Raw genomic sequence first — 22,119 nt, 5'->3', positions numbered from 1 at the left:
GATGATTCCGCACGGCCCGCGGTGAATCCCCTATCCGGGATGCGCTTCGTCGCCGACGCTCGACCGGAGCAGCCCGCGGAACACCTCCTGCGCGTCGCGCTTGCCCTGCGTGACGTCGTACACGTCGCGCGCGATCGGCATCGCGAGATCATATCGGTCGGCAAGCGCCATGACGGTCGGCGCGCTCTTCACGCCCTCGGCGACCATGTTCATGCCCGCGATGATGTCGTCGATGTGGCGGCCCTTGCCAAGCTCGACCCCGACATGACGGTTGCGGCTCAAGGGACTGGTGCAGGTCGCGATCAGATCGCCCATGCCGGTGAGCCCCGCAAAGGTTTCGGGGCGCCCGCCCATCGCGACGCCGAGCCGCGTGATCTCGGCCAGCCCGCGCGTCATCAGCCCGGCGCGCGTGTTGTCGCCGGCGCCGAGCCCGTCGCCCATGCCGACCGCGATCGCGATGATATTCTTGAGCACGCCACCAAGCTCGCAGCCTAGCAGGTCGGTGTTGGTATAGACGCGGAACAGGCCCGAGTGGAACACGGGCTGGAGCGCACGCACGACGATCTCGTCCTCCATCGACAGGACGCTGGCGGCCGCCTGCCCCGACATGATCTCGCGCGCGAGGTTCGGGCCCGTGAGGACGCCGACCGGATGGCCGGGCAGGATTTCCTCGATCAGCTCGGTCATCCGCTTGCCCGACGACAGTTCGAGGCCTTTGGTGAGGCTGATGACGGGCACCCACGGGCGGAGATGGTTGCGCGCCTCTTCGAGGACGCCGCGGAAGCTGTGCGAGGGCACGCCCATCACCAGCACGTCGGCGCCCGTAACGACCTTGGCCATGTCGTTCGTCGCGCGGAGCGCCCCGGGCAGCTTGATGCCGGGCAGATATTTGCGGTTCTCGTTCGCGCTATTGATGCCGTCGACCGTCTCGGCATCGCGCGCCCACAGCGTGATCGGCGCGTTGCGCGATACCACCGACGCGACCGTCGTTCCCCAGCTGCCCCCGCCGAGCAGACCGACCTTCAACCGCATGCATCTCTCCCTGTCTTGCGGGAGAGACTGGCGCTGAAATCAGTGCTTGGCAAGAAACTCGCGCTGGACCTCCGCGGTCGCCTTCGGATCCTCGATCATCGGGACGTGCGCGATATGTTCGAAGATGTGCGAGGTGCTGCCCGCGATGCCCTTTTCGAGCACCGCAACACAGCTGACGTCGATCAGCTTGTCGTGGCGGCCCCAGATGATCAGCGTCGGCACCGTCACCTTGCCGAGCTCGTCGTTGAGCGGCTTCGCTTCCATCTCGTCGGCGATCGTCCAGAATATCTTGTCGAGCAGGTCGCGGTGTTTGAGCGCATCGGCGTAGATCACCGGCTTGAGCCGCGCCGGAACGAAGGTCGGCTTATGGACGACGAAGGCGATCAGCCGGTCGGCGTCCTCGAGGTTGGCGATGATGAGCGGATTATAGTCGCGGTTCGCGGCGAGCTTCTGCAATTCGCTCTCGTCCGCACCGAGGATGCCCGCATTGTTCATTAGCGTCAGCGTCCGTAGCGCGCCCGGATAGTCGATCGCAAAGCGCAGCGCGATCCAGCCGCCCATGCTGTTGCCGCCGAGGTGCGGGCGGTCGATGCCGAGCGCATCGAGGAACGCTTTCAGCCGTGCGGCCTGGCTGCCGACATCGAACGGCAATTCGCCGTCGCGATCGTTCTCGCCGAAGCCCGGAAGGTCGGGCGCGATCAGACGATAATCTTTCGTCAGCCACGGCGCATAGAAGGTCCAGTGATCCTTGTCGGCGCCAAAGCCGTGCACCATCACGAGCGTCGGCTTCGACGGATCGCCGCCCTCCAGATAGGGCCAGGTCCGGCCATCGACGATCACGGTCTTGCGCTCGACCCGTGCACGCTTGCGCATCAGCCAGCGCATCAACAGCACGATCTGTTCGGGGAAGAAGAGATAGAGCAACGTCAGGAAGACGATGGCCGAGATGATGACGATGATGAAGAAGCTCATGCGTTTTAGCCTGTTTCCATATTGCCGTTCGCATCGAGCGAAGTCGAGATGCCCCTCAGCTTTGCGCCGTAACGATGGGTGTCTCGACTTCGCTCGACACGAACGGATAGACTAGATTCAATCCTTGGCGACGTGCGCGTCGAACCAGCCGATGAGGTCGTCGAGGACGGCGTCGCGCTCGGGCTCGTTGTAGATTTCGTGGAACAGCCCCGGATAGATTTCGAGGCGCTTGTCGGTCGAGGCGACGTTGGCGAACAGGAAGCGCGACCCCGCGGGCGCGGTCAGCCGGTCGGCCTCGCCGTGCTGGATCAGGATCGGCAGGCGGATCTTCGGCGCATCGGCCTGCGCGACCGCCATCGCGTCCATGAACTCCTTGCCGAGCCGCGCGCCGATCTTGCCGCCATAGACGAGCGGGTCGGCCTGATAGGCGGCGACCACGGCGGGGTCGCGGCTGACCCCGGTCGCGTCGAGCGACAGCACGCCGAGGCGCGGGAAGAAGCGCGAGAGGAAGCGGCTGATCCAGACGGTGAAGCGCGACGGCGGCTCGGCAGGCACGATCGCAGGGCCCGAAAGCGCCGCGGCAACGAACGCCTGCTGGCGCTCGATCAGGAACAGGGTCGCTATGAGCCCGCCCATGCTGTGGCCGAGGAGCAGGCGCGGCGTGTCGCCATGATTGACCTCGACGAGGGTGAGCAGTTCGCTCATGCCGTCGAGAAAGGCCGAGAAGCGCGGCACGAAACCGCCCTCGCCGTCCGAAGCGCCATGCCCCCAATGGTCGACCGCATAGATGGCATAGCCGGCACCGGTCAGCCGTTTCGCCACATACTCATAGCGCCCGGCATGTTCGGCATAGCCGTGCGCGAGCAGGATGACTGCTTTCGGGCGCCCTTCGGGTAGCCAGTGGGTGACGTGCAGCTTCGCGCCGGCGCCGGCAGAACCGGCGGGCAGCGTCAGCGCGGACATGTCAGCGGACCGCTTTCTTCAGCGCCGAGCTGCGGTGGCCGGGGCCGTCGTCGCCAGACTTGTCGATCTTTGCGAGGATCGCGTCGAGCGCACGGCTGATCGCGGTCTGGGTCCGCACCATCTCGATCTTCGGCCAGGCGGTGCGCTGGCCGGTGTCGATCAGCTCGTCGATGTCGTCCTGCGCAAGGTCCGAAAGAATCTTGGTCGGCGACCAGAATTTCGGCGGGCGAATGATGTTGATGTCGCCGGTATATTCCTGGTTGATCACCGAGCGCGCCATGTTCGCGAGGCTGTTGAGCGGCGGCACCAGTTCGAGCGGCTTCTGGAAGATCACCATGTTCGCGTTGAGCCACGCCTTGAAGGTCGCGATCGACGCATGCTGGATCGCTTCGATCGGCGCCATCTGCTTGCGCGTGTCGGTTGCGAAGGGCAGCGCCAGCGGGTTCGCCTGGCTGACGATATGGTGGTTGACCCCGTACAGGCGTTCGAGCCGCTTGGTCGGAATGTCGTGCGTCACCGACCCGTCGACCCAGCGCCGGTCGGGTTGATAAGCGACGCGGTTGCCGTCCTCGTCGCGCGCCATCAGCATGACCGGCGGAAAGACGCCGGGCACCGCGCACGAAGCGAGCACCGCCTCGCGGATCAGCACGTTCGGGGCGGTAATCGCGTTGAGCAGGCGGCCGTTCTGATGCTTTTCGGCGGGCGCGACCGAGACATTCAAATGCCGACCGCTGATCTCATAGGCTTCCTGAAAGGTCAGGTCGGGGATCAGTTCGGCGAGCCGGTCGCGTACCTCGTCGGGCGCGAGGCGCTTCATCTCGGGATCGCGCGCGGGGTTGGCGAGGCGCTTGCTGTCGAGGAAGGGGCCGACATCGGCGTCCTTGCGGGTGCAGACGATCGCGGCGACAATCGACCCGCCGCTCGATCCGGCGAGGATGTTCGGCAGCACACCTTGCTCCCACAGGGCTTTCACGACGCCGACGTGGAAGAAAAGGAAGCTGCCCGAGCCCGACAGCAGGAGCGCCGAACGGCCATAGCAATGCTGCGCGCGACGGAAAAAGTCGCGCTTCTCTTCGCGCGGGATGCTGCGCGAGGCGGCGATCTTGTCGAGCGCGGCGACGACCTCGGCGACATAGGCCTCGATCAGCTTCTTCGTGCCGAAGCGCGCCTTCTGATAGAGACGCTCGGCGCCCATACCGTCGATATTGCCGTGGATGCCCTCGTTGAGGACGAAGAGCAGCCCCTTGACGTCACCCGCCGCCGACAGCTTGCGCAATTTTTCGAGCCGGGCGCGGATCGCTTTATAATCGAAGTGCTGACTTTCGTCGGCGTCACGCCACGCCTGCAGCCCCGATTTCGCGTCATGCGCCTGCGCCGCTTTCGACCAAGCGGCATAATCGGGCGCGCGGACAAGCTCGGCGTCGGCGCTGAGCGTCGGGGCAAAAATCATTCGGTCGTCCTGCAAGATGGTTTATTTTTTCCGATTCTTGCCGGTTGCGTTGCCTTTGGCAACCGGTTTCGCCTTTGGCTTGGTGGCCGGTTTCGGTTCGGCTTTCGCCTTCGCTTCAGGTTTCGCAGCGACCTTCGGCGTCGCTTTCGGCTTTGCCGTAGCGGCTTTGGGCTTCGCGGGCGCCTTCTCGGGCTTCGGCGTCGCCGCCATCAGGTCGGCGAAACTTTCGTCGATGCATTGGCGGAAAAAGGCGATGTCGGGCATGATTGCGCGCTCGCAGATGATCGAGAAGGCGATCCGGCCATTGTAGCTGGGGGTCGCGACGAACAGCCCCATATTGTTCGCAAGCGGCGCCATGCCGTGCTGCTGCACCAGCTGCGCGCCCGCCAGATAGAGCGGCACCTGCGCGCCGGGGACGTTCGAGATGAAGAGGTTGGTGCCGCGCACCGCGAAGCGCTCGCTGGTGATGATGCGCGCGACCGCGGCCATCGTTGCGCCCGGAATATGCTGCGACAGGTCGGTCATGATCCGTGCGCTGACGCCTGCCTTGGCCTCCTTGGCCTCGACCGTATAGTCGCGGATCGCCGCGAGCCGCGCGAGCGGATCGGCGATGTCGGTGCGCACCGGCACGCTCATCGCCGACACCTGATTGCCCGGGGTCGAGGCCTTCCCCGCACCCTTCTCCTTGCCGCGCAAATTGATCGGCGCGACCGCGACGAGGCTCTCCTTCGGCAGTTCCCTGTGTTTCGCGAGATATTTGCGCAGCGCACCGCCGACGGTGGTCAGCACGACGTCGTTGACCGTCGCGCCGGGAACCTTCTTGCGGATCTCGGCGACGTCCGACAGCGCGACCGTCGTCGCGTCGAACATCTTGTGCGGGCCGACGGGCGCGTTGAAGCGCGTTTCGGGCACGCCCGCGGTCATCCCGCCCTCGGCCATCGACTTGCGCGCCGAGGCGACGATCGCGGGCGAGACCTTGAGCAATGCATTCATGAATTTGACCGGCGACTGCATCGACGCCGACCAGGCGCGCGTCACCGTCTCGGCGCTCGACGGCGCGCGGCCGAGTTCCTCGATCGGCGGCGGCTCGGCAATCGCCGGCGTGCCCTTCGCGTCGATGTCGCTCATCGCGATGAAGGCGTGCGCGCCCGATGCCCCGTCGACCGCAGCATGATGGACACGGTGGAGCATCGCGAAGCTGCCTTTCGGGATGCCCGGAATGCGGTCGAGCCCCTCGATGATATAGATGTCCCAGAGCGGCCGGTTCATGTCCATCGGCTTCGAGAAATAGCGCGCGACCGCGATGCAGAACTGCCGCCAGTCGCCGGGTTCGGGCAGGCGCGCGTGGCTCATATGCGCCTCGATGTCGAAATGCTCATCCTCGACCCAATAGGGATGATCGAGGTCGAAGGGCAGCCGGTGCAGGCGGCGCTTGAACAGGGGCGAGGTGTGCACCCGGCTCTCGACGTGGCGGATGATATCCTTGAAGCGCACGAAGCCGCCGGGCGCGGTCGAGGGGTCGTAGATATAGACCCCCATGATGTGCGTCAGATTGTTCGCGGTCTGTGTATAGAGGAACTGGGCATCCTGCGCGCTGAGCTGTTTAAGCATATCGAGTTCCAATTCTGATCGTCATCCCGGCGAAGGCCGGGATCTCGCCGGTGCGTCGGATCGTAAGGGTGAGATCCCGGCCTTCGCCGGGATGACGGGAAAGAGGGCGCAGCTTAGACATCCGAGACTCCCGGCAACTTGTCGGCCAGCGCCGTCGTCGACAGGCGCATCGATTCCATGACGTTGGCGAGCCCGCGAAGTTCCGCGAGCAGCGCGCGCCGCGCGGCAAGGCTGTCGGGGGTCGCGGTCTCGGCAAGCCCCATATGCCGCATCAGTGACAGTCCGTTTTCGAACAGCAATTTACCGATCGCAGCTTCGCTGCTGATGCGGCGGAGGAGATAGGCCTGCCGCCCCTCGACCAGTGCGGTGTCGAGCAGCGCCTTCGCATCGACCTCGTCGCCGGGCTTCGCGCGCGTCAGCAGCTCGGCGACGACCGAATAGGCCTCGGCGAAGGGCAACAGGATCGCGTGGCCGACGACGGGCTGGCAGCGGTGGATGAGCTGCGCGACGCCACGGTCGCCAGCGGCGAGGCGGCGGTCCCAGACGGGATCGATCCGCGCGAGTTCGGCCTCGATCGCGGCGCGATGCTCGTCGCGAGGCGGATAGAAGAATTCGAATTTGAACAGGTCGCGCAGGCGGTCGAACTTCACCCAGAAGGCGGTCGTGGCGTCGCCCCCATCGGCACCACCCCTGTCCGCATCGCGGAGCTGGAACAGCGCCAGCTCGATCATCGCGCGGTCGAGGAAATGGTGCGCGATGATGTTGCGGTAATAGCTCGCCATCGGATGTTTGGCGGGGTCGATCGAATAGACATTCTCGCTGCCCGCCTCGTATCGCGTCAGCAGCCCGCTTTCGACGAGCGTGTCGACGGTGGCCGATAGCGCGCTGTCGTCGCTCGCCTCGAGTTCCTTGCTGAGGCGGATACCGCGCGCCCGCGCCCAGTCGGTGACCGCGCCGATCGCCGCGAGCAGCTCGGCGGCGGTCGCGCCGCGCGGGGCGAGGCCGAGCAGGATCAGGCACATCACCGAGGTGACGGTCAGCGGCGTCACGCGGTTCGCCTCGACCGCGACCGCGAAGGCGATCTTCTCGAGCGCGCGCTTGTCGTCGGGGCCGGGGGCTTCATCGATGATCACCGGATTGCCGATGTCGAGGCGGATGCGGCCCGAAGGCTCTTTCAGGCTCTTCATATAGCCGAGGAACCACGACAGGCTCTCGGGCTTCTTGTTCCGGCCGGTCTGCTCGGCGGCATATTCCTCGACGTCGCGGATCAGGTCGAAGCTCGTCACGAAGGGCACGAAATGGACGTCGCGGGTGCCCGTCGCGTGCGCCGCGTCGAGGACATATTTCATCAGGCCGTATTTGGGCGGCATCAGCTTGCCGAGGCGCGACCGCGTCCCCTCGAACGCCCATGAAAGGGGGAAACGCTTGGCGAGCAGCCACGCGATATAGTGGCGCAGCACCAGCTTGTAGACCGGCTGGTCCTGGAAGCTCCGCCGGATGAAGATCATCCCCGATCGGCGGAAGAATTCGCCCATCACCGCAAAGTCGAGGTTCGCGCCGCCGAAGCTGTGCAGCATCGGCATGTCGGCCTCATAGGTCAGCCTGCTGGGCGTCGCGCCGTCGATATAGGTCTTGTGCGTGAAAAGGATCGCGGTCGGATGTTCACGCAATATATTGCGCAGTCTCGCCAACTCGGCGGCATCGACCTCCATCTCGGGCGCATACCCCCCGAACATCATCCGGTCGAGACGTGCGCGAAGATCGAGAAAAAGCGCCGAAGGCCGCGCAATGACCTCCTTCATCAGCGGCCGCGCCTCGCGGTATAGGTCGCCGACCGGACGCCCCGTCTTCTCGGCCAGATCGGCAAGCGCGGCGCGGAATTTGGGGCTGGTGCGCAGGCCATCGGCGACGAAGCGCGGCACCTTGTAGCGCGTGCCGCGAATGCCGCGTTCGGCAACGTCGAGCGCAAGCGCCGCCTGCCGCGCAACGAAACCCGCAAATTCGGGGCTGTCGGCGCCCTCGCCATCGCCGCCGCCAGTCTGCGCGTTGAAACGGTCGCGCAGCGTATCGAGCGTCGCCGCCTCGCCAACGAGGATCTGCGCGCGGCGCCGGTCGCGAAGCAGGATGAGCCGCGCGCGGAGCGAGCCGGGATGGCGTGGGTCGCCGAAGATCAGGTGGCGCAGCTTGAGCGCGCGGTCGCGATCGAAACCGGGAATGCGCCACGCAACACGCAGCGGCACGACCTGCCGCGACGCCGCGCCGCCGAGCCGCGCACGGAGCACGTCGACGGGGAGCGCATGATCGCCGTCCTCGATGTCGAGGCTCGCCCATTGCGGCTCGGAATCACCCGACGTCGCATGGATCCAGTCGAGCAAGATGCTCCGCTCGACCCCGTTGCGCGCGTCGATGATATAGAGCCGGTCGGCCGCCTCCTCCGCTACGATCGGGGTGCGGGGCGTTCCGTCGGCCACCGCTTAGCCGGTCTTTCCCTTGCGGGCGGGCTTTTTGGCGGCCGCCTTTTTCTTGGGTGCCGGCTTTTTGGCAGGCGCCTTTTTCGTCGGTTCGGGCTTCGCGGCTGCCTTCTTCACCGGCTTAGGCTTGGGCGGCGCTTCAGTGGCCTCGGCCTCTTCCTCGGTCTGGCCGAGCGTGCGCAAGAACATGTTCCGCACGTCGCGGACATGGTTGTTCAGCGTCTTGACGCTCCATTTCGACGTATCGACCGGCGGCAGCACGGTGACGCGCACCGTTGCGGGACGCATCACGAACTCGTTCTTCGGCGCGACGTCGGTCGCATTGTGGATGACGATCGGGACGATCGGCACGCCCGCCTGCATTGCGAGGTGAAAGGCGCCCTTCTTGAACGGCGCGAGCTTCGGGGTCAGCGTGCGTGTGCCCTCGGGCGAGATGCAGATCGACTTGCCTTCCTCGCGGATCGCATCGACGAGCGGCTCCATCGCCTTGATCGCGCTCTTGCCGTCGGCGCGGTCGACGAAGACGGTGCCGCCCCACTCCATCAGCTTGCCGAGGATGGGGATGTCCCTGATTTCCTTCTTCCCCACCCCGCCCATGTCGCGGCGGATGAGCTTGGCGAGGATCATGACGTCCGCCTTGCTCTGGTGGTTGAAGATGAAGATGCACGGGCGCGACGACCAGAGGTGGCGCTCGTCCTCGACCTCCAGCTCGACGCCGGTGATCGCGGTCGCGAAGTCGCCGAACAGTCCGATCGAGAAATTCGCCGCTTCACGCTGCGAGCGGGTCAGCGCCCAGATCGGCAGGCCCGCGGCGAAGGCACCGACGAGCGAGCCGGTTGCATAGATGGTGCGGGTGTAGTCGATCCACGACGGCGTGCCGCGGCTGCCGAAGCGCTGCACCGGCCAGTTGCGTTCGTCGGCGATGCCCTTCAGCTTCATGTTCGGGTTGAGCGGGCGCGGCTTGCCGACGCGTTCGAGCAGCTCGATATCGTCGTCGCTGTCCGAGTAGAAAAAGCTCTGGTCGAGATCGAGGCCGTATTCGGCCGCCAGTTCCTCGGCCGCGAGCACCTTGCCTTCGCCGAAGCAGAGCGGCCGGATGATCTCGCCGGTGAAGACGCCATCCTCGATCTCGTAGGACGAGCATTTGATGTCGGTGATGCCGAGGTCGCGCGCAGTCGGCTCGATCTGGTAGATCGTCGCCGACGAGATGATCGCGACGCGGTGGCCCTTTGCCTGATGCGCCTCGATGATCGCGCGCGTTTCCGGATAGATTTTCCGGGCAATGTGCTTCTTGTAGAGTTCCTCGCCGAACTCGACGAAGCTTTCCTCGTCGACGCCCTTCATGAACTTGGCGGCGGCGGACATGAGCCCCGAGAAACCGATCTGCCCGAGGCTGTGCTGCGCGACGACCTGCGCGGTCTCGGCAATCTCCTCCATCGACATTTCGCGGCGCTGGAATTTCTCGCGCAGCATCGCGGTCGCGGAGTAGCCCGAGATGATCGTCCCGTCGAAATCGAAGAGCGCGGCGATATGCGATCCGGGTTCGGACGCGAGTACTTCTTCCAAATGTGGCTGCGGCCTCGGCACGCGCATCTCCCCACCAACGGCTATGTTGCCGTTTTCCCCTGCACGATGGCAGTAAAGATGGCGTTTATCAATGGCGCGAAAGCGTCGATGCCTCGCGCGCCAGTGTCTCGATCCGGGCCGGGTCGGGCGGTCCCAACGGAACGACCCAGCTGCCGCCGACGCAGAGCACCGCGTCGAGCGCGAGCCATTCGGGCGCGGTCGCCGCACTGATCCCGCCGGTCGGGCAGAAGCGCGCATTTCCGAAGGGTCCGGCGAGCGCCTTCAGCGCCGGGATGCCGCCGCTCGTCGCCGCGGGGAAGAATTTGAAGCGCGATAGGCCAAGGTCCATGCCGCGCATGATGTCGCCGGCGTTCGCGGTGCCGGGCAGGAAGGGAATGCCGCTCGCGACCGCCGCCTTTCCGAGATTGTCGGTCAGGCCCGGCGAGACGATGAATTCGGCGCCTGCATGGATCGCGCTGTTCAGCATCGCGGGATCGAGCACGGTGCCTGCACCGACCACCGCGCCCTTCACCGCCTTCATCGCGGTCAGCGCGTCGAGCGCGGCAGGGGTGCGCAGCGTCACCTCAAGCACCGGCAGGCCGCCTGCGACGAGCGCTTCGGCCATCGGCACCGCGTCCTCGACGCGGTCGATCACGATCACCGGGATGACGGGCGCGAGGCGCATGATCTGGTCGATGGACTGGCTCAAATGACGGACTCCATGGCAGCGAGGATCGCCGACCCGCCCTTTTCGGCTTCGTCGGCGTGATGGCGGAACAGGGCGAACAACTCGCGGCCGACGCCGAGCGCGGGCGGCGGCGCCATGGCGGGCGTGCGCGAGGCCCACTCGGCTTCATCGACGAGCGCGATCGCCTCGCCGTTCACTGCGCAGACGCGGACGATGTCGCCATCCTTTAGATAAGCGAGCGGGCCGCTGACGCCGTCAGGGCCGGGCAAGGCCTCAGGCGAGAGATGAATCACCGCAGGCACCTTGCCGCTGGCGCCCGACATGCGGCCGTCGGTGAGCAACGCGACGCGGTAGCCCTTGTCCTGCAGCACGCCGAGCGCGGGCGTCAGTTTGTGCAGTTCGGGCATGCCGTTCGCGCGCGGGCCCTGAAAGCGCACGACGACCACGACGTCGCGCTCAAGCTCGCCCGCCTTGAACGCAGCCAATACCTGATTCTGGTCGTCGAAGATCCGGCACGGCGCCTCGATCGTCCAGCGATCCTCGGCAACCGCGCTGGTCTTGATGATCGCGCGGCCGAGATTGCCCGCAAGCAAGCGCATGCCACCGTCGGGCGAGAAGGGCTGTGCGACCGGGCGCAGCATCGTATCGTCGCGACTTGCTTCCAGCGCGGCCTGCCAATGGAGTTCGTTGTCGACCAGCACGGGCTCGGCGGCATAATCGGCCATCGTTCCGCCGACGGTCAGCACATCGCCGTGCAGCAATCCGGCGCCGAGCAGTTCCCTGACGACGAAGCCAATGCCGCCCGCGGCGTGGAAATTGTTCACGTCGCCCGCGCCGTTCGGATAGACGCGCGCGAGCAGCGGCACCGCGTGGCTGAGCTCATCGAAATCCTGCCAGTCGATCACGATTCCCGCCGCGCGCGCGATCGCGGGCAGATGGATCGCATGATTGGTCGAGCCGCCCGTCGCGAGCAGGCCGATCGCCGCATTGACGATCGCCTTTTCGTCGATGCAGCGTGACAGCGGACGATAATCGTCGCCGTTCCAGCCGATCTCGGCAATCCGGTGCGTCGCGGCGCGGGTCAGTTCCTGCCGCAGCTTCGTGCCCGGGTTGGTGAAGGCGCTGCCGGGGATGTGCAGCCCCATCAGCTCCATCATCATCTGGTTGCTGTTCGCGGTGCCGTAAAAGGTGCAGGTGCCCGCGCCATGATAGCTGGCCGCCTCGGCTTCGAGCAGTTCGTCGCGGGTCGCCTTGCCCTCGGCGTAGAGCTGGCGGACGCGCTGCTTTTCCTTGTTCGCGAGACCCGAGGGCATCGGCCCGGCGGGGATCAGGATTTGCGGCAGATGGCCGAAGCGCAGCGCGCCGATCAGCAGGCCGGGGACGATCTTGTCGCAGATGCCGAGGAGCAACGCGCCTTCGAACATCGCATGACTGAGCGCGATGACCGTGCCCTGCGCAATATTGTCGCGGCTGAAGAGCGACAGGTCCATGCCCGCCTGCCCCTGCGTCACCCCGTCGCACATCGCGGGCACGCCGCCCGCGACCTGCGCGGTGACGCCCACTTCGCGCGCGAACAATTTGATCTGCTCGGGATAGCGGCCATAGGGCTGATGCGCCGAAAGCATGTCGTTGTAGCTGGTGACGATGCCGATGTTCATCGCCGCATTGGTGCGTATCGTCGCCTTGTCGTCACCCGCCGCCGCGAAACCATGCGCGAGGTTTCCACACGACAGATTGCCGCGGTTCGTTCCCGCCTCGCGCTGGCGCTCCATCAGATCGAGATAGGCGGCGCGGCCCTTGCGGCTGCGCTCCACGATCCGTTCGGTAACCTTCGCGATCGCGGGGTGAAGATCAGTCATGCCAACTCGCTCCGTCGCGCTCGATCAGCGCGATTGCACTCGACGGCCCCCAGCTTCCCGCCGTGTAATTCTGCGGCGCCATATCGACCGCCGCCCAGGCATCGCGGATCGAATCGATCCATTGCCACTGCGCCTCGACCTCGTCGCGGCGCACGAAGAGGGTCTGGTCGCCCTCGATGAAATCGAGCAGCAGGCGCTCATAGGCGATACGGCGGCGTTCGCCCTCGAAGCTGTGCGAGAGCGACACGTCGAGCGTGACTTCCTTCAGCTTCACGCCGTCGCGGTCGAGCCCCGGCTGCTTCGCCATCACCTTGACCCGGATATTCTCCTCGGGCTGCAGGTTGATGATCATGCTGTTCGCATCGAGCTTGCCCGCGCCGACACGCGCAAAGATATTGTGCGGCACCGGCTTGAACTGGATCAGAACCTCCGACTTGCGTTCGGGCATGCGCTTGCCGGTGCGCAGGTAAAAGGGCACGCCCTTCCAGCGCCAGTTGTCGATAAAGGCCTTGATCGCGACGAAAGTCTCGGTGTTCGACGGATGGCCGAGTTCGTCGGCGTATCCGGTGACTGCGCCGCCGTTCACCGCGCCGCTCGTGTACTGGCCTTTCACGCTGTGCGCCTTGACGTCCTCGGCCCTCAGCTTGCGAAGGCTGCGCAGCAGCTTGACCTTTTCGTCGCGGACCGCCGTGGACGACACGCTCGACGGCGGCTCCATCGCGATGATCGCGAGCAACTGGAGCATGTGGTTCTGCACCATGTCCTTCAGCGCGCCGACGCCGTCATAATAGGAGACGCGGCCTTCGAGGCCGACGGTCTCCGCGACGGTGATCTGGACATGGTCGATCGCCTGCGCATTCCACAGCGGCTCGAACAGCATGTTGGCGAAGCGCAGCGCAAGGAGGTTCTGGACCGTTTCCTTGCCGAGATAATGGTCGATGCGGAACACATGTTCTTCGGCAAAGGCGTCGCCGACCTGCGCGTTGACCTCGCGCGACGACGCAAGATCGTGGCCGATCGGCTTTTCCATCGCGATCCGGCATTCGGCGCAGGCAATGCCTGCCGCCTTCAAGCCCTGCGCGATCGGACCGAACATCGATGGCGGGGTCGAGAGATAGGCACCGATCGTCCGGCCGAGCCGGTCGCCGAGATGCGTCGCGAGTTCGTCATATCCCGTGCCTGCACCGGCATCGACGGAGCAATAGTCGACACGTTCGAGGAATCTCGCGATCTGACCATCGTCGAGACGGTCGGCAGGCAGATGTTCGGTCAGCGCCTTGCGCACCATGTCATGGCATCCGGCACGGTCCATCTTCGAGCGTCCCGAGGCAACGATCGTCAGCACGTCGGCGAGCAGCCCGTCGACATGAAGATTATAGAGCGAGGGAAAAAGCATGCGCTGCGCAAGGTCGCCCGTTGCGCCGAACAGGATCAGGGTTTCGACTTTCACGCTCACTTCAGTCCCCTTGGTATAGCTTCGACGAATTGGAGAATGTGCCCTATGAATGCAACGCGCATACGTAGGCCGCATACGATGTCGGGCCTTGGCAAATCCGACAGCGCTGCCATAGGAACTCGCCATGCCCGACAGCGTACAGCCTTATGATGTCATCGTCGTCGGCGGCGGTGTCAATGGCGCCGGCGTCGCGCGCGACGCCGCGGGACGCGGGGCGCGGGTGCTATTGCTTGAGCAGGGCGACCTCGCACGTGGCACCTCGTCGGCGTCGACCAAGCTCATCCACGGCGGGCTGCGATACCTCGAACATTACGAGTTCGGCCTGGTGCGCGAGGCGCTGAAGGAGCGCGAAATCCTGTGGGGTATCGCGCCGCACATCATCCGGCCGCTGCGCTTCGTCCTGCCCTATCGCACCGGCCTGCGGCCGCGCTGGCTGCTGCGGCTCGGCCTGTTTCTCTACGACCATATCGGCGGGCGCAAGAAGCTGCCCGCGACGCGCTCGATCGAACTGAAGCGCCATGTCGCGGGCGAACCGCTGCAGCCACAATATGTCAAAGCCTTCGAATATTCTGACGGCTGGGTCGACGACGCGCGGCTGGTGCTGCTCAACGCGCGCGACGCCGCCGACAAGGGCGCGAAGGTCAGGACGCACACGCGCGCGGAGAGCATGCGCGTCGAGGACGGATTGTGGGTGGTGGAGGGCAGCGACGACCGCGGCCACAGCTACCGCTTCACCGGCAAGAGCCTGGTCAATGCGGCGGGCCCCGCGGTGCTCGACCTGCTCGCGCGCGCTTCGGCGCCGCCCGATTACAAAATGCGACTGGTGCGCGGGTCGCATATCGTCGTGCGCAAGAAGTTCGAGCACGAATACGCTTATTTCTTCCAGCTCCCCGACGGGCGGATCTTCTTCGCCATTCCCTATGAGCGCGACTTCACGCTGATCGGCACGACCGACCTCGACCATGAAGGCTCGCTCGAAGGCGTGCACGCGAGCGCCGACGAGATCGAATATCTCTGCGAGGGGGCGAGCCTCTATTTCCGCGAGCCGGTGACGCCCGCCGATGCCGTCTGGACCTATTCGGGGGTGCGGCCGCTGATCGAGGACGGGTCGGGCCGCCCCGAGTCCGCGACGCGCGGTTACCGCATCGACCTCGATCTCGAAGAAGGCGCGCCGCTGCTCACCATCTATGGCGGCAAGATCACCAGCTATCGCCATGTCGCCGAGCATGCAGTCGACGATCTGGCGAAACATATCCCGGCGCTGTCGGGCAAGCGCTGGACCGCGAAGGCGGCGCTGCCGGGTGGCGATTTCGCGACCGACGGCGCTGGGGCGCTCAAGGCCGAATACAAGCTCGCCTATCCCTTCCTGTCCGCGGCGACCGTCGACCGGATCGTCAAGGCCTATGGTACCGACGCGCGCCGCTGGCTCGGCGAAGCCGACGGCTGGGACGCGCTCGGCGGCGAGATTGCCCATGGACTCAGCGCCGCCGAGGTCGAATGGATGATGGAGCGCGAATGGGCGCGCGACATCGAGGACATCCTCTGGCGCCGCAGCAAGCTGGGGCTGCTGTTCGGGGAAGAGGATGTCGCGAAGCTGGCCGCCTGGCTGGACGCCCGACGGCCGCTCGCGCCGCCGGCCTAGGCCGCAACCAGCGCCAGTGCGTCGGCGCCGGCCGGGAAATGCGGGCAGCCGCTCGTATCGTGCACCGCCGCCCACACCGCTTCGGCGACATCGGCCTCGGTCGTGAACATTGCGGGCTCGGCCATCGCGGCAAGGATCGGCGCGGCGTAGCTGCCATAGGGTTCGGGCAGCACATCCTCGAGACGGATGTCGGTGTTCTGCGCGAAGGCCGTCGTCGGGCCATAACCCGGCTCGACGAGCTTCACCGATATGCCGAGCGGCGCAAGCTCGTGCGCAAGGCTGCCGGTAAAGCCCTGCACGGCCGTCTTGCTGCCGGTATAGGCGGCGGCGAGCGGGAACGGGGCGAGCGTGGCCGACGAGGTGACGTTGACGATCATCCCCGAGCCGCGCGCCCGCATCTGCGGGATCACCGCCTGCGTCATCGCGATCGTGCCCAGCGTGTTGGTCGCATAGACATCGCGGATTTTCTGCATCGGCGAATGTTCGAGCGCGCCGAACAGGCCGATGCCGGCGTTGTTGACGAGCACGTCGATCGGGCCCGCAAGTTCGAGCGCCAGCGCGATGCTGTCGGGATCGGTGACGTCGAGCGCAAGGACGCGCATGCGGTCGGAAGGTGTCAAAGGTGCCGCGGAGGGGTTGCGCATCGTGGCGACAACATTCCAGCCTTTGGCGTGGAAGTGGCGGGCGGTTTCGAGGCCGTAGCCCGACGAGCAGCCGGTGATCAGGATGGTCTTCATTGTTCGTCCTTTCAGATTGCGATGAAAGGCCTCTAGCCAACGCGTTCAGTACTATCTATAATCTGAAATCCATATTTCATTATAGATAGTCCCGATATGCTCGACCCCCTGTCCGACGTCATCGCGCTGCTGCGCCCCAGCACGGTCTTTTCGAAAGGCATCAGCGGCGCGGGTCGATGGGCGGTGCGCTATTCGGCGTTCGGGCATCCGAGCTTCTGCACCGTCCTCGACGGATCGTGCCGTCTCGAAGTTGACGGGCAGCCGACGACGACGCTCGAAGCGGGCGATTTCCTGCTGCTGCCCGCAACGCCCGGCTTCACCATGTCGGGGTTCGAGCCCGCCGACCCGGTGGCGCTCGATCCGCATGCGAGCGTCGGCACGACCAGCGAGGTGCGCCACGGGACGCCGGACGGTCCGCCCGACGTGCGGATGCTCGGCGGCTATTTTATGTTCGCGTCGCCCGACGCCGATCTGCTGGTGTCGCAGCTTCCGGCTGTCATTCATTTGCGCGGCGCCGAGCGGCTTTCGACGCTGGTGCAGATGGTACGGAGCGAAACCGGCGAAGAGCGGCCCGGACGCGATCTCGTGCTCGCGCGGCTGGTCGAAGTGCTGCTGGTCGAGGCGCTCCGCGCGGTCGGTGGCGACGACGCGCCGCCGGGATTGCTGCGCGGCCTTGGCGACGCGCGGCTCGCGGGCGCGATCCGCTGCATCCATGACGAGCCCGCGCGGCCATGGACGGTCGCGGCGCTCGCGCAAGAAGCGGCGCTGTCGCGCTCGGCCTTCTTCGACCGGTTCGCGCGCATCGTCGGGGTGCCACCGATGGAATATCTGCAGGGCTGGCGGATGAGCCTGGCCAAGGACATGCTGCGCCGCGGCGCGGGCAAGCTAGACGAGATCGCCGAGCGGGTCGGCTACGGGTCGGCGAGCGCGTTCAGCACGGCCTTTGCGCGGCAGGTCGGGATGCCGCCGAAGCGGTTTGCGATGATGGCGGGTTAGCGGGGTTTGGGGGCCGGTTTCTTCGGCCCCCGCGCCGCTTCCTCGCGCAGCCGGTTTTCGCGCTCGGCCAGTTCCTCGAAGCGGCAGAGTGGGATTGGCTTCGGTGGAGGTCTCGATTCGGGCATACACACACTCGTCACCCCGGGCTTGACCCGGGGCCTGCCTGATATTTGAAGACAAGGCGGGTCCCGGGTCAAGCCCGGGATGACGGTAGTGGATTACGCCGCCTCGGCTTCCGCACTCACCGGCAGCCGGATCATGTAATCGAATGCCGACAGCGCTGCCTTCGACCCCTCGCCCATCGCGATGACAATCTGCTTGTAAGGCACGGTCGTGCAGTCGCCCGCGGCGAAGATGCCCGCCTGGCTCGTCTCGCCGCGATGGTCGACCTCGATCTCGCCGTGACGCGACAGGGTGACGCTGTCCTTCAGCCATTCGGTGTTCGGAACGAGACCGATCTGCACGAACACGCCCTCGAGCTCGATCTGGTGCAGTTCGTCCTTGTTGCGGTCCTTGTACGACAGGCCCGTCACCTTCTCGCCGTCGCCGAGCACTTCGGTGGTCAGCGCCGAGGTGATGATCTTCACGTTCGGCAGGCTCGCAAGCTTGCGCTGGAGCACCGCATCGGCGCGCAGTTCGCTGTCATACTCGATCAGCGTGACGTGCGCGACGAGGCCGGCCAAGTCGATCGCCGCCTCGACGCCGCTGTTGCCGCCGCCGATCACCGCGACGCGCTTGCCCTTGTAGAGCGGGCCGTCGCAGTGCGGGCAGTAGGCGACGCCCTTGTTGCGATACTGGTCCTCGCCCGGCACACCGAGCTGGCGCCAGCGCGCGCCGGTCGAGAGGATCACGGTCCGCGCCTTCAGCGACGCGCCGCTCGCAAGCTTCACCTCGTGGAGGCCGCCTTCGACCTTCGCCGGAATCAGCTTTTCGGCGCGCTGCAGGTTCATGATGTCGACGTCATAATCTTTGACGTGCTGCTCGAGCTGCGCGACGAGCTTCGGGCCTTCGGTGTGCTGGACCGAGATGAAATTCTCGATCGCCATCGTGTCGAGCACCTGCCCGCCGAAGCGTTCGGCGGCGATGCCGGTCCGGATGCCCTTGCGCGCCGCATAAATGGCGGCCGCGGCCCCCGCGGGACCGCCGCCGACGACGAGCACGTCGAACGCGTCCTTCGCGGCGATTTTTTCGGCGGCCTTGGCTTCGGCGCCGCTGTCGAGCTTAGCAAGGATTTGCTCCAGCTCCATGCGGCCCTGACCGAAATTCTCGCCGTTGAGGAAGATCGTCGGCACCGCCATGATCTTGCGGTCCTCGACCTCGGCCTGGAACAGGCCGCCGTCGATCGCGGTGTGGGTGATGCGCGGATTGACGACCGACATCAGGTTGAGCGCCTGCACGATGTCGGGGCAGTTCTGGCACGACAGCGAGAAATAGGTTTCGAAGTGGAAATCGCCGTCGAGCGCGGCCACTTGCTCAAGCACCTCGGGCGCAACCTTCGGCGGGTGTCCGCCGACCTGCAGCAGCGCGAGGACGAGCGAGGTGAATTCATGCCCCATCGGGATGCCCGCGAAGCGGACCGCGACATCGGCATCGCTGGCGCGGCGGATCAGGAAGCTGGGGCGGCGCGCATCGTCGTCGGCGCGGGTTACGCCGACCTTGTCCGACAGCGCGGCAATGTCGTCGAGCAGGGTCGCCAGCTCGGCCGACTTGGCATCGTCGCCGAGCGACGAGACGAGTTCGATCGGTTCACGAAGGTTCGTGAGGAGGCCTTGAAGCTGCTGCTTCAGATTGGCGTCGAGCATGGGGAGAGCTCCTGCGAGAGGGGGATAGAAACCGTGGGGCGGCGGTCGTGCCGCCGCCCCTCCGGCAATATGTCAGGCAGACTTAGATCTTGCCGACGAGGTCGAGCGAGGGAGCCAGCGTTTCCGCGCCCTCTTCCCACTTCGCGGGGCAGACTTCGCCCGGGTGGCTGACCCAATACTGCAGCGCCTTGATCTTGCGGAGCAGTTCGGCGGCGTTGCGGCCCACACCCTCGGGGGTGATTTCGAGCAGCTGGATTTCGCCCTGCGGGTCGAGGACGAAGGTGCCGCGGTCGGCAAGGCCGACGCCTTCACGCAGAACCTCGAAATTCTTCGACAGATTGTGGTTCTGGTCGCCGACCATGAAATAGTTGATCTTGCCGATCGCCGGCGAGGTGTCGTGCCACGCCTTGTGGCTGAAATGCGTGTCGGTCGACACGGCATAGACCTCGACGTCCATCTTCTGGAGGGTCGGATAGATGTCGGCGAGATCTTCGAGCTCGGTCGGGCAAACGAAGGTGAAGTCGGCGGGGTAGAAGAAGAAGACCGCCCATTTGCCCTTCACGCTCTCATCGCTGATGTCGACGAACTTGCCGTCCTTGTAGGCGGTGGCGTTGAAAGGCTTCAGGGTCGTGTTCAGAACGGACATAAGGGAGAGCTCCTTTGTTGTTGGAGGCTCCCCCTAGCCATATATGTTGCAGTGCGAAAAGCGAAAATATCGCGAGCTTTGATCGAAAATTTCGATCAGGCGATTGCAGCGGGACTTGCCGTTACGGCCTTGCGGCGGAAGTCCGGCGCGAGCAGCGCCAATCCCCCGATCAGAAAGCCCGCGTTGACGATCCACGCCACCGGATCGGCGGAGGTCGCGCCGCCGCGAAGCGCCAGATGCACCGCGACCGCGAGCAGCATCAGCGCGCCCGTCGCGACCCGCCCTGCCCTGCCGAGCCACGCCGAATCGAAGTGGAAGGCGAGCAGCCAGAAGATCACCGACAGCGCCGCCCATGTCGCGATCGCGACCGCAGTCTCGCCAATGGCCACGCTAGCGACCGCGGCGCCCGCGATCGCCGCGGGCTGGCCCCAGACGGTCGCACCCCATGCGCGTTCCCAGCCCGGCGCGGGCCGGCCCTTGTCGCGGCGGCGCGCGAGCCAGATGTTGACCCCGCTCGCAGCCAGATAGGTAAGACCAAGGCCGAGCGCGAAATAGACGATCTTGACGATCCCGCCGCCGAACCAGCCGAAATGAAGCTGGCTCATGCCGCCGAGCAGATCCTCGCCGAGATTGTTGTCGGCGGCCTTGCCCTGATTGTAGATCGTCGCGTCGCGGCGGAAGGCATAGCTGTCGACCCCCGCCATGCGGTCCGGCTGCTCGACGTTGAACAGCGCTGCACCGCCCATTTCGGTCGGATGCTCGGTGAAGATATAGGTGAGGCGTCCGCCGTCCTGCGGCAGCTTGGCATACATGGGGCGAAGGTCGAGCACCGGCGCCGGACGCGGATCGTCGACCGGAGGCTCGGGGATGAACAGCGCATAGACCTTGCCCACGTCGCCGTTGAACATCGCCATGCCGAGGACCCCGACGATGATGGTCGTGAGCCCGAGGAAGGCGCCGGTCAGCGAGATGATGATATGGAAGGGCAGCGCCCAGACGCCGAGCCGGTTGTGCAGATCGGCCTCCTGCAGCCGCTTCGACCCGCCGAGCCGCAAGTGGAACGCGTCGCGGAAGATGCGCGGATGCGCAAGAACGCCCGAGATCAGCGACGACAGCAAAGCCACCCCGATCAACCCGACGAGAAAGCCGCCCCAGGTGCGCGGCAGGTGGAGGTTGATGTGGAGCCGCGTGACGAATTCGGTCCACGCGAATTCCTTGCCGGGAACCAGCTTGCCGGTCGCGTCGGCGAGGAACTCGCGGTCCTCGGCCGCGTCGACATAGAGGAGCAAACGCGGGAAATCGCTGGTCGGCAGCGTGATATAGACATGCTCGACGCCCTTCCCGCCCGCGGCGATCGCGCCCTCGAAGGCGGTCTGCACCGCGTCGGGGGTGACGCTCGTCACCTGCGGTGCGGCGGCGCTTTCCCAGCGCTGGAACTCGTGCGCGAAGACAGCGATGCTGCCCGACAGGCAGATCAGATAGATGAGCGCGGCAAACGCCAGGCCGAGGCTGCTGTGCCCGCGCAGCACCGCGCGGACGAAGCCCGCGGGGATGCGCGACATCAGGTCTTTCTTCTTCGCGGGCTTGGAGGTGGCGGTCATGCGAAGCCCTTCAATATGGCGGCGCCAAAGCTGACGATCGCGACGCCGACGAGCACGGCGGTCGCGCGGATGATACGGTTGTCGGCGAGCGTCCACGCCATGCAGCCGCCCCACGCGACGGGGACGATCAGCCCGCCGACGACGAGCCGCGTCTGCGGTTCGCCGGGGACGAGCGCAGCCCATGCAATGCCGACGCCCATCGCCGCGATCATCCCGATCGGCCCTGCGAGCAGCCAGCGGAGTGTCTCGCGTCCTTTGGTCGTCGCGCGATCCGAAGGTTCGGGGGCAAGGCTTTCGCGCGCGGCCCGCGCCTTCGCCTGACGGACGGTGTAATTCGACGCGACGACGCCGAGCGCGACGGTCGAGACGAGCGCGAGCGCGATGAGGGGGCCGCGCACCGGGCCGAGCAGCGAAGCCGGGTAAGCCAGCGCGGCCACGATCAGCAGCCAGCCGCTCCAGACGAGCCGGCGGTCGGACTGCCTGCCGCGCCACGACCGCAGCAGCATCCACACGCCCGCGCCTGCCGCTACGGCAACCAGCAAGGCCGGGCCAATGGCCGGGCTGTCTTCCATATATCCCCCTTGCAATCCTGCCTTCTCCACTATTGACTCTCATTTGCAATAGCAA

The 22,119-nt window shown here is 65.8% G+C and carries 17 protein-coding genes; 2 read left to right on the top strand and 15 right to left on the bottom strand.

Annotated features, from left to right (window positions below; genetic code table 11):
• Positions 1–30 precede the first annotated feature (30 nt).
• From L7H23_RS14660 to zwf, 10 genes are all read right to left on the bottom strand, one after another.
• Complete coding sequence (locus tag L7H23_RS14660) at positions 31–1,032, bottom strand: NAD(P)H-dependent glycerol-3-phosphate dehydrogenase (protein WP_237836605.1); 1,002 nt, start codon at positions 1,030–1,032, stop codon at positions 31–33.
• 39 nt (positions 1,033–1,071) lie between these two features.
• Entirely contained in the window at positions 1,072–2,004 is a 933-nt protein-coding gene (locus L7H23_RS14655; RefSeq protein WP_237836604.1) for an alpha/beta fold hydrolase, read from the bottom strand.
• A gap of 117 nt (positions 2,005–2,121) precedes the next feature.
• On the bottom strand, positions 2,122–2,967 hold the full coding sequence (locus L7H23_RS14650) for an alpha/beta hydrolase (RefSeq protein WP_237836603.1): 846 nt from the start codon (positions 2,965–2,967) through the stop codon (positions 2,122–2,124).
• Between the two features lies 1 nt (position 2,968).
• Positions 2,969–4,417, bottom strand: a complete 1,449-nt coding sequence (locus tag L7H23_RS14645; RefSeq protein ID WP_237836602.1) for a DUF3336 domain-containing protein — start codon at positions 4,415–4,417, stop codon at positions 2,969–2,971.
• A gap of 21 nt (positions 4,418–4,438) precedes the next feature.
• Positions 4,439–6,028: a wax ester/triacylglycerol synthase family O-acyltransferase gene (locus L7H23_RS14640; RefSeq protein ID WP_237836601.1), complete on the bottom strand. Its 1,590-nt coding sequence runs from the start codon at positions 6,026–6,028 to the stop codon at positions 4,439–4,441.
• A 113-nt stretch (positions 6,029–6,141) separates the two neighbouring features.
• Entirely contained in the window at positions 6,142–8,499 is a 2,358-nt protein-coding gene (locus L7H23_RS14635; RefSeq protein WP_237836600.1) for a glycerol-3-phosphate 1-O-acyltransferase, read from the bottom strand.
• Between the two features lie 3 nt (positions 8,500–8,502).
• Positions 8,503–10,065, bottom strand: coding sequence for an HAD-IB family hydrolase (locus L7H23_RS14630; RefSeq protein WP_237836599.1), 1,563 nt, complete (start codon positions 10,063–10,065; stop codon positions 8,503–8,505).
• A gap of 88 nt (positions 10,066–10,153) precedes the next feature.
• Positions 10,154–10,774, bottom strand: coding sequence for a bifunctional 4-hydroxy-2-oxoglutarate aldolase/2-dehydro-3-deoxy-phosphogluconate aldolase (gene eda / locus L7H23_RS14625; protein ID WP_237836598.1), 621 nt, complete (start codon positions 10,772–10,774; stop codon positions 10,154–10,156).
• Positions 10,771–12,612: a phosphogluconate dehydratase gene (edd, locus tag L7H23_RS14620; RefSeq protein WP_237836597.1), complete on the bottom strand. Its 1,842-nt coding sequence runs from the start codon at positions 12,610–12,612 to the stop codon at positions 10,771–10,773. Before edd ends, eda begins: the two co-directional genes overlap by 4 nt.
• The gene (gene zwf, locus L7H23_RS14615) at positions 12,605–14,068 is read right to left on the bottom strand and encodes a glucose-6-phosphate dehydrogenase (RefSeq protein WP_275671204.1); all 1,464 of its coding nucleotides are present in this window, start codon (positions 14,066–14,068) and stop codon (positions 12,605–12,607) included. Before zwf ends, edd begins: the two co-directional genes overlap by 8 nt.
• Before the next feature lie 124 nt (positions 14,069–14,192).
• On the opposite strand from zwf, the gene glpD reads away from it, so the two are divergent.
• Positions 14,193–15,710 carry a glycerol-3-phosphate dehydrogenase gene (gene glpD / locus L7H23_RS14610; protein ID WP_237836596.1) on the top strand — a complete coding sequence of 506 codons (1,518 nt, stop codon included), beginning with the start codon at positions 14,193–14,195 and terminating at the stop codon, positions 15,708–15,710.
• Here glpD and L7H23_RS14605 read toward each other — a convergent pair.
• Entirely contained in the window at positions 15,707–16,447 is a 741-nt protein-coding gene (locus tag L7H23_RS14605; protein WP_237836595.1) for an SDR family oxidoreductase, read from the bottom strand. The genes glpD and L7H23_RS14605 overlap by 4 nt on opposite strands.
• 96 nt (positions 16,448–16,543) lie before the next feature.
• On the opposite strand from L7H23_RS14605, the gene L7H23_RS14600 reads away from it, so the two are divergent.
• On the top strand, positions 16,544–17,443 hold the full coding sequence (locus L7H23_RS14600) for an AraC family transcriptional regulator (RefSeq protein WP_237836594.1): 900 nt from the start codon (positions 16,544–16,546) through the stop codon (positions 17,441–17,443).
• Between the two features lie 218 nt (positions 17,444–17,661).
• Here the strand turns inward: L7H23_RS14600 and ahpF are convergent, their stop codons facing one another.
• From ahpF to L7H23_RS14580, 4 genes are all read right to left on the bottom strand, one after another.
• Positions 17,662–19,245, bottom strand: a complete 1,584-nt coding sequence (ahpF, locus tag L7H23_RS14595) for an alkyl hydroperoxide reductase subunit F (protein ID WP_237836593.1) — start codon at positions 19,243–19,245, stop codon at positions 17,662–17,664.
• A gap of 82 nt (positions 19,246–19,327) precedes the next feature.
• Entirely contained in the window at positions 19,328–19,891 is a 564-nt protein-coding gene (gene ahpC / locus L7H23_RS14590; RefSeq protein ID WP_237836592.1) for an alkyl hydroperoxide reductase subunit C, read from the bottom strand.
• Positions 19,892–19,986: 95 nt separating this feature from the next.
• On the bottom strand, positions 19,987–21,492 hold the full coding sequence (locus tag L7H23_RS14585; protein ID WP_237836591.1) for a PepSY-associated TM helix domain-containing protein: 1,506 nt from the start codon (positions 21,490–21,492) through the stop codon (positions 19,987–19,989).
• Positions 21,489–22,064, bottom strand: coding sequence for a hypothetical protein (locus L7H23_RS14580; protein ID WP_237836590.1), 576 nt, complete (start codon positions 22,062–22,064; stop codon positions 21,489–21,491). Before L7H23_RS14580 ends, L7H23_RS14585 begins: the two co-directional genes overlap by 4 nt.
• Positions 22,065–22,119 lie beyond the last annotated feature (55 nt).

It is taken from the genome of Sphingopyxis sp. BSN-002, assembly GCF_022024275.1.
Classification (GTDB): Bacteria; Pseudomonadota; Alphaproteobacteria; order Sphingomonadales; family Sphingomonadaceae; genus Sphingopyxis.
The sequence above is the reverse complement of the archived record's forward strand: the minus strand, read 5'-3'. Positions and strand labels throughout refer to the sequence as shown.